Source organism: Megasphaera indica, assembly GCF_046614755.1.
GTDB classification, from domain to species: domain Bacteria; phylum Bacillota; class Negativicutes; order Veillonellales; family Megasphaeraceae; genus Megasphaera; species Megasphaera intestinihominis.
Genome location: NZ_JBKKJR010000034.1, coordinates 1 through 15,021 on the forward strand (window position 1 = coordinate 1; position 15,021 = coordinate 15,021).

The 15,021-nt window shown below is 57.5% G+C and carries 17 protein-coding genes; 5 read left to right on the forward strand and 12 right to left on the reverse strand.

Annotated elements, in window-relative coordinates; genetic code table 11:
* From ACFCTO_RS11820 to ACFCTO_RS11835, 4 genes are all read left to right on the forward strand, one after another.
* Positions 1–334: hypothetical protein (locus tag ACFCTO_RS11820; protein WP_499876946.1), on the forward strand; the 334-nt coding region annotated here is incomplete at its 5' end.
* 60 nt (positions 335–394) lie between these two features.
* Positions 395–1,177: a basic amino acid ABC transporter substrate-binding protein gene (locus ACFCTO_RS11825; protein ID WP_020309993.1), complete on the forward strand. Its 783-nt coding sequence runs from the start codon at positions 395–397 to the stop codon at positions 1,175–1,177.
* 3 nt (positions 1,178–1,180) lie between these two features.
* Positions 1,181–1,825 carry an HAD family hydrolase gene (locus tag ACFCTO_RS11830; RefSeq protein ID WP_302485010.1) on the forward strand — a complete coding sequence of 215 codons (645 nt, stop codon included), beginning with the start codon at positions 1,181–1,183 and terminating at the stop codon, positions 1,823–1,825.
* 18 nt (positions 1,826–1,843) lie between these two features.
* Entirely contained in the window at positions 1,844–2,629 is a 786-nt protein-coding gene (locus ACFCTO_RS11835) for a basic amino acid ABC transporter substrate-binding protein (protein WP_499876950.1), read from the forward strand.
* A gap of 193 nt (positions 2,630–2,822) precedes the next feature.
* Here ACFCTO_RS11835 and ACFCTO_RS11840 read toward each other — a convergent pair whose 3' ends face one another.
* The 12 genes from ACFCTO_RS11840 to ACFCTO_RS11895 all read right to left on the reverse strand — a co-directional run bounded on the left by ACFCTO_RS11840 (position 2,823) and on the right by ACFCTO_RS11895 (position 13,923).
* Entirely contained in the window at positions 2,823–4,121 is a 1,299-nt protein-coding gene (locus tag ACFCTO_RS11840; RefSeq protein WP_292301400.1) for a hypothetical protein, read from the reverse strand.
* Positions 4,111–5,046 (reverse strand): DNA-binding protein WhiA, encoded by a 936-nt coding sequence (gene whiA / locus ACFCTO_RS11845; protein WP_292105613.1) that lies wholly within the window; start codon positions 5,044–5,046, stop codon positions 4,111–4,113. Before whiA ends, ACFCTO_RS11840 begins: the two co-directional genes overlap by 11 nt.
* A gap of 13 nt (positions 5,047–5,059) precedes the next feature.
* The gene (mgfK, locus tag ACFCTO_RS11850; RefSeq protein ID WP_292261490.1) at positions 5,060–6,406 is read right to left on the reverse strand and encodes a gluconeogenesis morphogenetic factor MgfK; all 1,347 of its coding nucleotides are present in this window, start codon (positions 6,404–6,406) and stop codon (positions 5,060–5,062) included.
* Between the two features lie 11 nt (positions 6,407–6,417).
* Entirely contained in the window at positions 6,418–7,323 is a 906-nt protein-coding gene (rapZ, locus tag ACFCTO_RS11855) for an RNase adapter RapZ (protein WP_292301398.1), read from the reverse strand.
* A 23-nt stretch (positions 7,324–7,346) separates the two neighbouring features.
* On the reverse strand, positions 7,347–8,147 hold the full coding sequence (locus ACFCTO_RS11860) for a Cof-type HAD-IIB family hydrolase (protein ID WP_292105609.1): 801 nt from the start codon (positions 8,145–8,147) through the stop codon (positions 7,347–7,349).
* The gene (locus tag ACFCTO_RS11865) at positions 8,147–8,536 is read right to left on the reverse strand and encodes a hypothetical protein (protein ID WP_020309985.1); all 390 of its coding nucleotides are present in this window, start codon (positions 8,534–8,536) and stop codon (positions 8,147–8,149) included. The genes ACFCTO_RS11860 and ACFCTO_RS11865 overlap by 1 nt, the downstream gene beginning before the upstream one ends.
* An 86-nt stretch (positions 8,537–8,622) precedes the next feature.
* On the reverse strand, positions 8,623–9,225 hold the full coding sequence (locus ACFCTO_RS11870) for a DivIVA domain-containing protein (RefSeq protein WP_499876947.1): 603 nt from the start codon (positions 9,223–9,225) through the stop codon (positions 8,623–8,625).
* A gap of 25 nt (positions 9,226–9,250) precedes the next feature.
* Positions 9,251–10,036 (reverse strand): YlmH family RNA-binding protein, encoded by a 786-nt coding sequence (locus tag ACFCTO_RS11875; protein ID WP_020309983.1) that lies wholly within the window; start codon positions 10,034–10,036, stop codon positions 9,251–9,253.
* A gap of 16 nt (positions 10,037–10,052) precedes the next feature.
* On the reverse strand, positions 10,053–10,562 hold the full coding sequence (locus ACFCTO_RS11880; protein WP_020309982.1) for a cell division protein SepF: 510 nt from the start codon (positions 10,560–10,562) through the stop codon (positions 10,053–10,055).
* 15 nt (positions 10,563–10,577) lie between these two features.
* Positions 10,578–11,261: a YggS family pyridoxal phosphate-dependent enzyme gene (locus ACFCTO_RS11885; RefSeq protein ID WP_292105600.1), complete on the reverse strand. Its 684-nt coding sequence runs from the start codon at positions 11,259–11,261 to the stop codon at positions 10,578–10,580.
* Positions 11,262–11,387: 126 nt separating this feature from the next.
* On the reverse strand, positions 11,388–12,194 hold the full coding sequence (pgeF, locus tag ACFCTO_RS11890) for a peptidoglycan editing factor PgeF (protein WP_292300294.1): 807 nt from the start codon (positions 12,192–12,194) through the stop codon (positions 11,388–11,390).
* A complete protein-coding gene (locus ACFCTO_RS11895; RefSeq protein ID WP_499876948.1) occupies positions 12,187–13,923 on the reverse strand; it encodes a radical SAM protein in 1,737 nt (578 codons plus the stop codon). Before ACFCTO_RS11895 ends, pgeF begins: the two co-directional genes overlap by 8 nt.
* A 365-nt stretch (positions 13,924–14,288) precedes the next feature.
* Between ACFCTO_RS11895 and crcB the strand changes: the two genes are divergently transcribed.
* Complete coding sequence (crcB, locus tag ACFCTO_RS11900; protein ID WP_499876949.1) at positions 14,289–14,669, forward strand: fluoride efflux transporter CrcB; 381 nt, start codon at positions 14,289–14,291, stop codon at positions 14,667–14,669.
* Positions 14,670–15,021: the final 352 nt, after the last annotated feature.

Genomic DNA, 15,021 nt, shown 5'->3' on the forward strand with positions numbered 1-15,021 from the left:
ATCGTTGTCATCACCGGGTGGCGACGACTTGTTTATTTTAACAAACTCAGAAGAGCTTGTCAAGGATGTTTTTGAACTTTTTTCAAAGTTCAATCACCCCGGTCTGCATGGTACAGACCACGACAGGATGAAACTCCTGTTGCGTCAGGGCCTTGCCCTGACAGCTCATTCAGTATACTACTGTGTAAAGGAATTGTCAAGGATTTTTTTCAAATCCTTGCCTTTGGCCGCCCAAGGCTCCCTTCATAGGGGAGCTGGCCGCCAAAGGCGGTCTGAGAGGTTAGAGAGCCCCTATGCACTTTATGCTATATTTTTCGCGCTATATATAGTATAATTATGTCGAGTAGTTGTATTTTATATTTCCTTATTAGGCAATGAACAGGAGTTGTTACACATGAACAAGAAATGTTTAGCTCTGGCAGCCGCTGCCATGGCGGCTGTGACACTGGTCGCCGGCTGTGGTTCTTCGGCAGACAAAAAGGACGGCGCTTCGGGAGATCAGAAGACCCTCGTCGTCGGCATGGAACCGACGTTCCCGCCGTTCGAATTTACGGAAAACGACAAATACATCGGTTTCGACATTGATTTGGCCAATGCCATCGGCGAAAAAATGGGCACGAAAGTTGAAGTCAAGAGCCTCGGGTTCGACGCACTCATCCCGGCCCTGCGCAGCGGTCAGATTGACATGATTGCTTCCGGCATGGACGCTACGCCGGAACGGCAGAAACAGGTTTCCTTTACGGAACCGTATTTCCAGGATGGTTATTCCGTCGTCGTCCGCAAGGATAACACCAACATCAACGGCTTCGATGACCTCAAAGGCCGCACGGTCGGTTCCCAGGTCGGCACGAAGGGCGTAGACCTGGCTACGGAAGCCGGCGCTACGGTCAAGCAGTATGACGCCAACAGCCAGGGCTGGATGGAACTGCAGAGCGGCACGTGTGATGCCGTCGTCATCAACACGTCGGTCGCCCTCTACTACATGAAAGAAGGCGGCGATAAAGACCTGAAGATTGTCGGCGACGCCAAGAAAGCTGATGCCGGTATCGCTATGGCTGTTTCCAAGGACAAACCGGAACTCCTGGAAAAGGTCAACAAAGCCCTGGCCGACCTCAAAGCCGACGGGACTTATGCCAAACTGTACAAGAAATGGTTCGGCGTCGATCCGAAGGCATAATCGATGTATAAAGCCTACGTATTCGATTTCGACTACACCCTGGCCAATTCGGAAAAGGGTATCGTCATGTGCTTCCAGCTCCTCTTCGAGGCCGAAGGCTATGACGGTATCCCTGAAGAAGCTATCCGCCGCACGATTGGCATGACCATGTACGACGCCATGGCCCTCCTGACCGGGGAAACGGACCCGGACCGGGTCAACGCCCTGATTTTGGAATACAAGGTCCGCTTCTCCGACAAGTACATGACGGCCAACACCCATCTCTATCCGCAGACCCTGCCGACGCTCCATGCTTTGAAAGACGCCGGCGCCCTGTGCTGCATCGCATCGACCAAGACCCGGTCGCGTATCGGCGAAACCCTTCGGAAATACCAGATGGAAAGCCTCATCGACCTCGTCGTCGGCGTGGAAGACGTCGCCAAAGCCAAACCGGCACCGGACGGAATCAACGCCGTCTGCCGCCACTTCGGCCTGGATAAAAAGGACGTCCTCTACATCGGTGACAATACCATCGACGCCAGAGCCGCCAAAAATGCCGGCGTCGCCTTTGCCGCCGTGACGACGGGAACGACGACGAGCCAGGAATTCGCCCGCCTGCCCCATGTGGCAATCATGAAGGATCTCAGCGAAATCCTTACTATTCCCTAATTGGAGGAACTCATTATGATGAAGAAAAAAGTTACGACCCTCGTCGCTGCCTCGCTGGCAGCCCTGACCCTTCTCGCCGGCTGCGGCTCCAACGGCACAGCCGATAAAAAAGATGGCGCAGCCAAAGGCGACAAGACCCTCATCGTCGGCACGGAACCGACGTTCCCGCCTTTTGAATTCACGGAAAATGAAAAAGACGTCGGCTTCGACATCGACCTGGCCCAGGCCGTCTGCGATAAGCTGGGCTACAAGATGGAAGTCAAGAACCTCGGCTTCGACGCCCTCATCCCGGCCCTGAAGAGCGGCCAGATCGACCTCATCGCCGCCGGCATGGATGCGACAGATGAACGGAAGAAACAGATCGACTTCACGGACGTCTATTACCAGGGCGGCTACACCATCGTCGTCCCGACGGGCAATACGGACATCACCGGCTATGACTCCATCGCCGGCAAGACCGTCGGCGCCCAGGTCGGTTCCAAGGCAGCCGATTACGCCAGAGAACACGGGGCCAACGTCAAGGAATTCGACACCAATACCCAGGGCTGGATGGAACTGGAAGCCGGTACGTGTGATGCCGTTTCCATCGATAAAGCCGTCGCCCAGTATTACCTCCAGCAGGGCGGTAAAGATAAGCTCAAGATCGTCGGCGAACCCATCACGTCCCGCGGCGTAGCCATGGGCATCAGCAAGGATAAACCGGAACTGAACAAACAAGTCAACGAAGCTTTGAAGGAAATCAAGGCAGACGGAACGTACGCTAAAATCTACAAGAAATGGTTCGGCGAAGAACCGAAGCAGTAAAAAAAAGCTGCCGCGTTTGCGGCAGCTTTTTTTGCACTGCAGGGGGCGCCACGTGGGCGACCCGCCGGGTATTCGGCGATGCGCTCCCCGGGCTGGAAAATCCCACATATTCCAGACGGGCTCGCCACGTGCGAGCCCCTACAATAAAATCACGAGATTCCCACAAGCGGGCCGCCCTTTGGGACGGCCCCTACTACTTCTTCTGGAGTTTGGCCAGGCGGTCTTTCAAGGAGGTGAACTCGCCCTGGTTGTCGGACTGGAGTTCCGTTTCGGGCTGGATGGTCTTGTCTTTATAGGCGGCTTTGCGTTTGGCTGCTTCGGCAGCGGCTGCGGCCTGGCGTTCTTTCGCAGTCCGTTCGCTCTGGACGGCTTCGCGGATAGGCTGGAGTTTATTGTCCGGGACGACGAGGAAGCGTACCGGCAGGTTGGCGGCTCCCGGCGGCATGATGTGGATGGTCATGTCCGTCCCGGCCGGGAAGGTATCGACGTATTCCATGGCATACGGGTCATTGTAGCCCATGGAGTGGCGATGGCGCGGCAGTTCGACGATTTTCTTGTCTTCGCCACGCTGGGGATCGCTGTAGATGAGTTCCGTCACGCCGGCATATTCGCCACCCTGGGGATTGAAATACAAGTGGATGTTCCCGGTCCCCGTCGTGCGCAGGTGGATGGTGTAGTCGACGCCGTAGTTGCCCGTATCTTCCGAGGCCCGGTTGTCCATGACGTCACGGCCCTGGAGGAAACGGTCCCAGACGCCGTCAGCCAGGAGGATATAGCCGATGCCGCTGTCCGTCGAATAGGGAATGAGCGTGCTCAGGTAACGGTCCTTGCCGTGGAAAGTGCCGCGCAGCTGGACGGAGTCACTGGCCAAGTACTGCTGCTTGCGGATGAAGGCAATCGGGTCTTCCTGGGGCGGCAGGATCATGGACGACAGGATCATGGGTTCCGGCAGGCTGACGTTGACGATGCCCGAAAAGAGCTGGTCCGGCCGGACGACAGTTTCATTGAGGCGCTGACCGACGATGGCATAGTCATGGGCCGGGACGGTGATCTTATTAACCGTCATGTTGCCTTCATAATACATGGTCGACAGTTCCTTGCCGACCTGGTAGTAGTCCGTACTGGGCCGCGTATACTGATAACCCTGGAGGACCGCTTCCAGCGGATACGGGTGCGGATTGTAGAGCATGGCTACGATTTTCCGGTTATACTGGTGCTGGTTGACATGATAGAAATAGAGGCGCACGTCGCCGCTGACCGTATCCCCATAGAGGATCCCGTCACCATCGGCGTATTCCGGGCTATCAGAGAGGAGCAGCGTCCCCGTATCGACAGGAGCTGTCATGGAAATAGGAAGCATACGCTGGGCGACGACGCGGTCCATGACGTCCGGGTCGTCGACAGCGGGCAGATCCGCTGCCAGGGCGCCGGCCAGGGGCAGACAGGCCGTCAGCAGGCCGGCTATATAGGTACATAGTTTCTTAAATTTCATCTTCTCGTTGACCTTCTATCTGTTTCGCTATATCAGCGATTTTTTTAAAACGGTGGGACAAGCCCGATTTCGTCAATCCCGACTGGGCCGCCAGTTCACTCATGGAAGCTTCAGGATTGGCCATGCGCAGTTCCGCCGCTTCCCGCAGCTTCGGCGACATGCGCTGGTACAGGCCCGACTCCTGGATGCAGGTAATGGCCCGGCGCTGGCGCACGGCGGCGTCTACGGTCTTCTGGAGATTGGCCGTTTCACAGTTGACGACGCGGTTGACATTGTTGCGCATCCCCTTGACGACGCGGACGCTCTCAAACTTGAGATACGCCTGGGCTGCGCCGATGTATTGCAGGAATTGGGACACGCCATTGCCTTCTTTGATGTAGACCAAATAATCGCCCTTGCGGTCCGTCGTCTTGGCCGGCAGGCGGAAACGGCGCATGATTTTCAACAATTTTTCGGCAAAGGCCGCATTGCCCGTCACCAGTTCCAGGTGATAATCGCCCTTGGGCTGATTGACGGACCCGCCGCCCATGAAGGCTCCCCGCAGGAAAGCCCGCTGGCAGTCGGTCTTCTTGAGGTCGATGGCCGAAAATTCCGTATCTGTCGGAAACAGGGACAAATCCTTCAGGATGGCCGTGCTTTCCGGCGACGGCGATACGCGCAGGATATAGTAATTCTTCTTGCGCAGGCGCAGGCCCTGGCGGACCCGGACTTCGGGCCGGACCGGGAACGATTCCATCCACATCTTTAGGGCCTTGCGGGCGACGGCATTATTGGACGTGCTGAATTCGATGCCGATAGTCCCGCGCGAGCCGAGGATGAGGGAGCCGCCCATGCAGAGCAGCGCTGCCAGTTCGGCAAAACGGCAGGCGGCATTTTCGGGCTTGCAGTGGGCGATTTCATTCTTCACTTCTTCTGCAAATGACAAAGGGCGCCGCCTCCTAACGATGGTTGAATGTGTAACGCTTCAAATAGTAATGCAAGAGCTCCGGCGACAAATCGGTCCGCAAGGCGTTGATCAGGTCAAAGAGGACGTTGGCCAGCTTCTTCGTATCGTGAGTGGCACTGTTTTCCTTGTTGATCAAATCCGACAGGACGAGCGTCGCCCCGGTCTGGCTGACTTCCTTCTTGTCGATCATGACCGGATGGGACCCGTGAGCGACATAGCGCTGGAGGACGGCCGGATCGACATCGCCGTTGTTGGCGATGACGAAGTCGATGACCTTGCCGCCGGCCTGGCGGTTGATGGCCCGGATGTGATCGGATACGGTGTAATCATCCGTTTCCCCGGGCTGGGTCATGACGTTGCAGATATAGATCTTCGGCGCCTTGCTGGTGCGGACGGCCTGGACGATATCGGGTACACAGAGATTGGGCATGATGCTCGTATAGAGGCTGCCCGGCCCGAGGACGATGGCGTCGGCTTCCCTGATGGCGTCGACGGCCGACTGGATGGCCCTGGGGTGTTCCGGCGTCGTAAAGACGCGTTTGATCTTGCCGTGGGCATGGGGAATCTGCGATTCCCCTTCGACGATGCGGCCGTCGGTCATTTCGGCATTGAGGCGAAGCTTTTCCGCCGACGATGGGATGACCTTGCCGCGGACGCGCAGGACCTTGCTGGTCGCGTCCATGGCTTCTTCGACGTCGCCCAGGACTTCGATGAGGGCGGCAATGAACAAGTTGCCGAAGCTGTGGCCCGTCAGGTTGCCGGACCCGCCGAAGCGGTGGGCGAAGAGCTTTTCCATGAGCCCTTCCTTATCGGCCAGGGCGACCAGGCAGTTGCGCAGGTCCCCTGGGGCGATGATATCCAGGTCCTGGCGGATGCGGCCTGTCGAACCGCCATCGTCGGCGACGGTGACGACAGCCGTCAGGTTATAGGTCTTGGCCTTGAGGCCGCGCAGCATGACCGACAGGCCCGTGCCGCCGCCGATGACGACGACCTTCGGCCCTTTGGACAGCTGGAGGTTGGAAAAGATCAGGTCGCTGAGGTTATCCGATTCGCCGGGCATGACGACGCCGATCATGGTGCGGATCAGGCGCCGCGTTGCCCAGGCCATGACGACCAACCCCAGGAGGATGACCAGGATGCCCATACTGGCCAGGATGGTATAGTTATAATGGCCCGTCACTTCATAGAGCAGGCGGAAAGCCCATTCTTCCAGCGACCCCAGCCATTGGTAGTTAAAGGTCAGGATAATGCCGAAGCTGGAGCACATCATGCCCAGGCCGAAGAGAAAGAGCCATCGCTTGATGTGCAAGCCCGGATGCAGCCATTTCATAAAACGCATGACAGCACCTCCTACGCTTCGCCTTCGTACCCCGGCGCATCTTCTTCGACGTCGTTCTTCTGGATATCCCGGTGTTCGATGGATACGTCGACACCGTTATCCCTGAGATGTTTATACATGGCTTCGGCCATACAGACACTGCGGTGCATCCCGCCCGTACAGCCGACGGCGATGACCAGCTGGCTCTTGCCTTCCCGTTCATAGTTGGGCAGGAGAAAGTCAATCATATCGAACCACTTTTCCTTATACGTCTGGGTAACGGGGAAGCTTTCGACATAGTCGCGCACACAGGGTACACGGCCCGATTTATGGCGGTATTCTTCAATATAATAAGGATTGGGCAGGAAGCGCACATCTTCGACGATGTCCGCGTCGATGGGCATGCCGTGCTTGAAACCGAAGGACACGACGGTGACGGTCATGCTCTTCTTGCTGTCCGTAATGGCATAGCGCTTGACCAGGATCTCCTTGAGCTGCTTCGGCTTGAGATTCGACGTGTCGATGATGAAATCCGCTTTCTGGCGCAGCGAGGCCAGGCGCTTGCGTTCTTCGGCGATGCCCTGGCTGATGCGGCCATGTGGGGCCAGGGGATGGACGCGGCGCGTTTCCTTATAGCGCCGTACCAGGGCCTGATCCGAAGCCTCGATGAAGACGATTTCGTAGGAAATGCCTTCGGCCTTGAGGTCTTTCAGGCACTGGCTCATGGCGTCAAAGAATTCACCGCCCCGGATATCGGCGATGAGGGCCACGTGGCGGACCCGTTCGCCGCCTTTGATGCACAATTCCGCGAACTTGGGAATCAGGACCGGCGGAATATTGTCGATGCAGAAATAGCCGATGTCTTCCAATACCTGGACGGCATGGCTCTTACCGGCACCGGACATGCCGGTGACAATGATCAAATGAAAATGGTCCATAAGAACCTCCTATATAGACAATGTTACAATACAAATTTCTCAACCGCCGCGGCGACGCCGTCGTCATTGTTGGACGCCGTGACATAAGACGCGACGGCCTTCACTTCGTCGGCGGCATTGGCCATGGCCACGGGGAAACCGGCGGCTTTGAGCATATCCAAGTCGTTCTGGGAATCGCCGAGGGCCATGATCTCATCGGCCGTGATGCCGTAGAGCTCGCCCAGGCGGCGGATACCCTTGCCCTTGTCGACGCCGCTGGGCATGATTTCCAGGAACGTCGGCATGGAAAAGAGGATGTTGAACTGGCCGGGGAAACGTTCCTCGATGAGGGCCTTGCGGGCCACCAGGTCGTCGTGTTCGCCCCGGCTGAGGAGCTTGTTGCAGTCGCCCTGGACGCGGTAGAATTCGTCGCCGCAGATACAGGCCTTGCTGTGCGTGATTTCCTCATAGCCGCGGATCCACTTATCATCCTTGGCCGTGCGCAGGACGTCGTCGATATAAGTCTGCATCTGCCAGCCCTTTTCCCGGGCCAGGTCGACCAGTTCCTGTGCCGTCTGCTGCGGAATGGCCTGCTGGAAGAGGATCTTCTTCGATTCCAGCGTCTCGATGAGGCCGCCGGCAAAGAGCAGCAGCGGACTGTCGCCGAGGTCCAGGCGGTCGCCGTAAGGCCGGGCCGTCTGGTACATGCGTCCCGTGGCGATGGCGACGACGACGCCCTTATCGCGGGCTGCCTGCAAGGTACGGACCGTCCGGTCCGACACGCTGCCGTCGCTGCGCAGGAGCGTCCCATCGAGGTCGATGGTGATCATCTTTACCGGCTTCATCAGGCCTTGTCCCCCTTCCAGTCGAAGACGACGCCCTGACTGGACGGTTCGGCTTCCTTCGGCGCGTCGCTGACGTACTGCAGGTCATCGGCATAGCTCTGGGCCAGTTTATCGATTTCCCGCTGCTGGTCTGCCGTGGCTTTGCTGCGGTTCTTCATGGCAGCGGCGATCATTTCCGTCACTTCATAGCGCGTCAGGTTGTACGACGGCGCAAAGCGCGTCATCGGCACTCCCGTCAGGCCGGCCTTGGACAGGTCGTAGACGGCCTTGTATTCCCAGGTATTGCGGTCTACGGCGTCAAACTGGTTCGGCGCATAGGGATTATAGGCCAGGGCCGCGCTGAGCCCCAGGCAGCACCAGGCTGCCAGCAAAAGAAAGAATCGTTTCATCGTTGTCCCCCTCTATAAACAAATATACTCCCTGCCGGGTCTAACGTGCGTCATACCTGAAAGAGAGCATATCCATAAAATACGTATTATTGGGCTTTTTTAGCGTCCTTTTTGGCATCACTGTCATCGTGGCTGCCATGATCGGGTACGGCTTTCTGCGCGGCTTCGGCCGAAACGGCGACAGCCGGAGCTGCCGGTTTGACGGCGACCGATTTATCCGCAACGACAGGTGCCGCACCTTCGCCATCGAGGGCCATGTCGTCGAGCAGCTTGAGCTGGCTGGTCAGGATGGCACGGCACTTGGCGCGGTATGCCCCGGTCTGGGCCTTGAGCTTTTCCCATTCCTGCCGGGACTGCTGCAGATTCATCATCGTTTCGTCGAGCATCTGCTTCTTCTTGCTTTCCGCTTCCTGCAGGATGAGGTCGGCTTCCTTGCGGGCCGAGACCTTGACGTTTTCCGCCGTCTGCTGGGCCAGCATGAGCGTACTGTTCATGGTAGCTTCCATCTTTTCATACTGCGTCAGTTTGTCCTGCAGGCTGTCGCAGCGTTCCTTCAATTCGCAGTATTCCCGGTATACCTTTTCGTAGTCGCCGGCGATGTTGTTCATGAAAGCGTCGACGTCTTCTTCGCTGTACCCGCGGAAGCCGCGTTTAAATTCTTTGTTGTGAATATCCATTGGTGTAAGCATGGTATTTCCTCCGTGTGAAAGGGAATTACATATACCGCTTCAGCAAGACGCCGATACGGCCCTTCCTGGACGTACCCGTGATCTCGGCCAGTTCCATCCGGCCCTTGCCGCGCAGCGAAATGACATCGCCCTGACTGACGTCCTGGCTCGGTCCCTTGGCAGGCTGCCAGTTGACCTGGACCCGGTCGCCCTTGATGGCTTCGGCCGCCTTGGTACGGGAAATGCCAAAGCCCGAAGATGCAATGGCATCGAGGCGGAGCGATGCGACGGTCGTCTTGATTTCCTTGACCTTTTCCTGGCGAGGCGCAATGTCCGACAGGGGCATCTCTTCGATGGCAATGGATACCATGGCAATTTTAGTGAAATTCTGCTGTAAATACGGGACGAGTTTCGTATCGGCCAAGAGGACGGCGCCGGCATCCTGCATGATGATGTCGCCGAAGCGTTCGCGGCCGACGCCGAGGCTCATAAGTGAGCCCAGGACGTCGCGGTGCCCCAGGAGCCGGTAGCGGTCATCCCAGGACAGGCGGCAGGCGGTGATGCCGAAATCGACAGGCCCGTCGTAATCAGCGCTGACAAAAGCCAGCTTGACCCGTTCTGCCCCTTCGTAGCCGCCAAAGGTCTTGAGGACCAAGGACGGCACGTGGGCCTGGATGGTCTCGCCAATCTGGACGGCACCGGGAGATACGAACTCACTGACCGCATAAGGGCGGCCCTTGGCCGTGCTGTCGGCCAAGTCGATAAGGCGGGCGGCGAGCTCGCCATTATCGGTTCCCTGATAATATCGGATAATCCGATCTCTGTTCTTCAAGCTGATCCCTCAATTACTAGTGCTGCGGCGTGCTGCTGCCGTTGTTGTTATTGTTGTTGCTGTTCCAGGCCAGGGGCGGCGTATTGAAATCGCCGTAGTCGTCACGCTTGCCGTGGTCGACGGTGACATTGCTCGGTACGCAGAGGAAGATTTCCTTGCCGACCTTCTGGATGTTGCCGTCCAGGGCATACGTAGCGCCGCTGACGAAATCGACGACGCGTTTGGCAATGTCGTCCGGCGTCGATTCAAAGTTGATGACGACGGGTTTGCGGTCGCGGATATAATCGGCGATGCTCTGGGAATCGTCAAAGGTTTCCGGTTCGACGATGACCATGCGCAGCGGTTTTTCCTGGGGTGCTGCATAATTGACGCCGGAACGGCGCGGGGCTACAGCCGGCGTGCGGCGCGGTGCGCGTTCTTCTTCCATTTCTTCTTCATCCTCGTATTCGTCTGTTTCAAATTCGTCGTCTTCGTTGACGCCGCCTACAGTACCTACTAATTTATCCCAAACTTTCTTTACTCCCATGGTGAATACTCCTCCTTAGTAATTACGGGGCCCAAAGATTGCCGTACCTACGCGGACGACATTGGCGCCTTCTTCGATTGCTATTTCAAAATCATGGGTCATGCCCATAGACAGGTAACGGATTTGACCTTCCGGAAACTTCGGCTTCATGTCTTCATACAAAGCGTGGGCAATGCGGAATACAGGCCGTACATCCTCTACGTTGTCGTAATTCGGGGCGATGCACATGAGGCCCAGGACGCGGACGTGTTCCATGGTCTTGGCCATTTCGCACATAGCCGGGAAGTCTTCCACTTCCATGCCGAATTTGCTTTCTTCGCGGGCCACATTGACCTGCAGGAGAATATCCTGTACTTTGCCGATCTTGCCGGCTTCCTTATCCACAGCTTTGAGCAGGTGTTCGGAATCGATCGAGTGGATGAGGTCGAAGTGTTCGACGGCATGCTTGGCCTTATTGGTCTGCAAATGACCGATTAAGTGCCAGGTCAAATGGTTATCCGGGAACGCTTCCAGCTTCTGAAGTGCTTCCTGGACCCGATTTTCACCGACGTCGGTGACACCGCATTTAGCGGCTTCTTCCATCATTTCTACGGGATGATTCTTCGTGACTGCGACAAGCGTAATTTTGTCAGTTCTGCCGACGCGGGCAGCTGCATCGGCAATTCTCTTATTTACTGCCTCAAGATTTTCCTTAATCAAGCCTATCCCTCCGTAGTGCATGTGATTATATATATTCATATATTTATAAAACATTACACTTCTTTTATTATATATAGTTAAGGCTATAAAAGCTAGTCATATTTAAAAATTTGTCCCATCTGCTTTTCAAAGGACGGCAAAGGCCCCCATGCGGCCCGTATGACCGCCGTCGCGGCGATAGGAAAAGAACTTCCCTTCCTCGGCAAAGGCGCAGCTCGTCGTGACTTCGACGTGGTCCGGGCGAAGGCCCGCTTCCTCCAGGAGCAGCCGGTTGGCCTGCCACAAGTCGACGGACCAGACGCCATCTTTTTCGCCGGCGCAGTTCCCATAAGCCGGCCCCAAACGGCGGAAGGCCATGGCCGTAGACTCGCTGACCTCGTAATGGGCCCGGGAAATGGAAGGCCCCACATAGGCCAGGAGGTCTTTCGGGTCCGACCCGTAGGCCAGGCGCATGGCAAAGACCGTCTTGGCCGCCAGGCGCTGGACCGTACCGCGCCAGCCGTCGTGGATGACGGCGACGGCCCGCTTCACCGGATCGTAGACGATGACCGGCACGCAGTCGGCGATGCAGAGCATGAGCGGCACGCCGGGAAGGTTGGTCATGATGGCGTCCGTATGGGCCAGGGCATCGGCATAACTGCCGGCACCGCAGCCGATCTCTGCCGGTCCCACGGCGACGACGTGGTCTTCGTGGGTCTGCTGGGCCGTCGTCAGCTTCTGCAGGGGATAGCCCAGGAGGGCACAGAGGCGGCGCCGGTTCTCCAGGACGGCCTTGGGCTGGTCGCCGACGTGGAGCCCCAGGTTCAGCGACGTGAACGGTGCCTCGCTGACGCCGCCGCTCTTGCCGGTCACGCCATGGCGCAGGCCGGCGTCTGCCAGGAGGGTGCTCTCTTCCCAACAGATTCCATTACCATGTTCTACCCACTTAGTCATGATATCCTCCACAAATGTGACAGCGTCGGCAGCCGTCGAAACAGGGGATGGTGAATTCCCCGTCTTCGGCTTTTTTCAGCTCGTCCGTCAGGTACGTCGGCACCAGGCCCGTGTCGATCGTATCCCAGGGCATGACGGCGTCTGTCGGCCACTGGTCATATAAAAATCCTTTAATATCGAAATGAAGCTCCTTGGCCGCCCGTTTCCAGCCCTTGACGCCGCCGTATTCATGGGCCTTGACCAGGAGGTCGCCGACGCGGCGGTCGCCCCGGGACAGGACGCCCTGGATATAGGCCGAGCGCAGGGGCTCGATGAGCAGCTCGATCTGCTTGTCCTTCAGGGCCTTCTTGAGGAAATTCAGCCGTTTCTCGACGACCTTCTTTTCCGTCATGGCCATCCACTGGAAAGGCGTGAAGGGCTTGGGGATGAAGGGGTTGATGCTCAGGGTGATGCGGCTCAGGTTGCCGATGGCCGCCATGTGCTGCTGGACGCGGCGGGTCATATCGACGATGCCCTGGATATCATCATCGGTTTCCATGGGCAGGCCGACCATGATGTACATGCGCACGTGGCGGATGCCGGCTGCCGTCGCCAGGTCGATGGAATGGAGCAGGTGCTCTTCCGTGATGCCCTTGTTGATGATGTCCCGCATGTGCTTGCTGCCCGCTTCCGGCGCCAGGGTAATCGTCTTCTGGCCGCTTTCGGCCAGGCCCTTGACGATGGCCGGCGTAATCGAGTCGGCCCGCAGGGACGCACAGGAAAAGGCCAGCCCCTGGTCGCGGATGAACGTGACCAGTTCGTCGATATAGGGATAATCGGAAATGGCCGCGCCCATGAGGCCGATTTTCTTGCCCAGGGCCTTGCCGCGCAGGACGGCGGACTTGACGTATTCCAGCGGACGGACGCGGGGACGGCGGTAACAGTAACCGGCCATGCAGAAGCGGCAGTGACGGCCGCAGCCCCGGGCGATCTCGATGAGATACATGGCGCCGAACTCCGTATTCGGCGTAGCAATGACCGTTTCCGCCGGCTGGGTCAGCTCGTGCCATTGGCGTTCGACCTTGGCCGGGATGCCCTCTTCCGGGACGATGCGCACGACGTGGCCGTCGTCATCGTATTCGTGGCGGTACAGGGACGGCACATAGACGCCTGGGACATGGGTAGCCAGATAGCGCAGCAGGTCGTGACGGGACAGGCCCTGGGCCTTTCCTTCTCCATAGGCGTCGAGGAAGGTATGGATGGAGCGCTCCCCTTCGCCGACCAGGACGACGTCGACAAAAGGCGACAGCGGTTCGGCGTTGAAAAAGGCGACAGGCCCGCCCATGACGACGAGCGTATCGTCATCATCGCGGTCAGCGGCCAGGACGGGGATGCGCCCCATTTCCAGGATCGTCGGCACGTTGAAATAGTCCATTTCAAAACTGACCGACAGACCGAGGATCTCGAAATCCGACAGGGGCCGGCGGTTCTCCAGGGAAATGAGCGGTTCCCCTGTCTTCTCGAAGACCTTCATGAGGTCCTTGTCCGGCAGGAAAGCCCGTTCGCAGAGCCAGTCCTCGCGGCCGTTCACTTCGCGGTAGATGATCTGCATCCCCAGATTGCTCATGGCCACGTCATACGTATTGGGATAACAGATAGCCATGGCATGACGCGTGCCGAAAGGATACTGTACAGCCCCCGTTTCCTGGGCCATCAGATCATCCAGCGCTTTCTCTACTTGCCAGCTCATGCATCCCCCTCCTTTCATTCATCGTTCGTTAGGTATCCTATATTGTATCACAGAATGTCCCGATGGGCCAGCCGCGTCTTGCATCGCCGCTCCCATCGTGTTATGGTATTAATTGATGTTCGCAGGCCACAGGCCGCAGGTCGCAAAGTCTCCCCTTATAGGGAAGGTGGCCCAACGGGCCGGAGAGGTTGAATTACCACAGGCCGCGTTGCAAAAGCAACCTCTCAGTCAGCTGCGCTGACAGCTTTCCTATGAGGCGAGCCTTTTGAAAGAACCCCGCAGGCCGCCGCGGTCACACGGACCGCTTCCGTAGGGGCCGTCCCAAAGGGCGGCCCGCTTATTTCATAAAAAAAGGAGTCATATTCATGGAAAAAGTCCTCTTCGTCGCCCTCGGCGGCGGCATCGGCGCAGCCCTACGCTATTTACTCACAGAACGGGCCAACCTCCACGGCGGCGTATTCTTCCCATACGGCACCATCCTGGCCAACCTCATCGGGTCCTTCTGTATCGACATCCTCTTCGTCTTCTTCTCCGAAATCAGCGACCTGTCGCCCATCGTCAAACTCTTCTTCGTCACAGGTATCCTGGGCGGCTTCACGACCTTTTCGACGTACAACATGGAACTCCTCACCTTCGTCCGTACCGGCGCCGTCTTCCCGGCCCTGGCCTACTTCTCGTTCAACGTCATCGGCGGCTTCGTCTGCTGCTGGCTTGGCTTCGCCACCGGCAACGCCTTGTGGGGATAGGGTTAGTGGTTAGTGGCTCGTAGCTCGTGGCTAGGAGCGCTTGCGGAAATCCCACGAACTGCGTTCGCAGGTCGCAAGCCTCCCCTCATAGGGGAGGTGGCCCAACGGGCCGGAGAGGTTGAATTACCACATACTACTTCAAAAGCAACCTCTCAGTCAGCTGCGCTGACAGCTCTCCTATGAGGCGAGCCTTGGGAAAGCCCCCAGACCGCAGGTCGTAAAGCCTCCCCTCATAGGGGAGGTGGTCCTATGTCAAGTTTGAGTACAAATTAAATTGAGGTTTCTATCAATCAGTTATCCAGCAATCAAAGCTGCCTTTTTCTTGTAGTTTGCATATAATTTTTCATAGTCA

Bases quoted from the DNA above. Each gene is read 5' to 3' on its own strand.
- mgfK (WP_292261490.1), bottom strand. From the start codon at position 6,406: ATGCGTTTTATGAAATGGCTGCATCCGGGCTTGCACATCAAGCGATGG.
- ACFCTO_RS11825 (WP_020309993.1), top strand. From the start codon at position 395: ATGAACAAGAAATGTTTAGCTCTGGCAGCCGCTGCCATGGCGGCTGTG.
- ACFCTO_RS11865 (WP_020309985.1), bottom strand. From the start codon at position 8,536: ATGAAACGATTCTTTCTTTTGCTGGCAGCCTGGTGCTGCCTGGGGCTC.
- ACFCTO_RS11880 (WP_020309982.1), bottom strand. From the start codon at position 10,562: ATGGGAGTAAAGAAAGTTTGGGATAAATTAGTAGGTACTGTAGGCGGC.
- ACFCTO_RS11830 (WP_302485010.1), top strand. From the start codon at position 1,181: ATGTATAAAGCCTACGTATTCGATTTCGACTACACCCTGGCCAATTCG.
- ACFCTO_RS11870 (WP_499876947.1), bottom strand. From the start codon at position 9,225: ATGCTTACACCAATGGATATTCACAACAAAGAATTTAAACGCGGCTTC.
- ACFCTO_RS11835 (WP_499876950.1), top strand. From the start codon at position 1,844: ATGAAGAAAAAAGTTACGACCCTCGTCGCTGCCTCGCTGGCAGCCCTG.
- crcB (WP_499876949.1), top strand. From the start codon at position 14,289: ATGGAAAAAGTCCTCTTCGTCGCCCTCGGCGGCGGCATCGGCGCAGCC.
- ACFCTO_RS11895 (WP_499876948.1), bottom strand. From the start codon at position 13,923: ATGAGCTGGCAAGTAGAGAAAGCGCTGGATGATCTGATGGCCCAGGAA.
- ACFCTO_RS11860 (WP_292105609.1), bottom strand. From the start codon at position 8,147: ATGAAGCCGGTAAAGATGATCACCATCGACCTCGATGGGACGCTCCTG.
- rapZ (WP_292301398.1), bottom strand. From the start codon at position 7,323: ATGGACCATTTTCATTTGATCATTGTCACCGGCATGTCCGGTGCCGGT.
- ACFCTO_RS11840 (WP_292301400.1), bottom strand. From the start codon at position 4,121: ATGAAATTTAAGAAACTATGTACCTATATAGCCGGCCTGCTGACGGCC.
- pgeF (WP_292300294.1), bottom strand. From the start codon at position 12,194: ATGACTAAGTGGGTAGAACATGGTAATGGAATCTGTTGGGAAGAGAGC.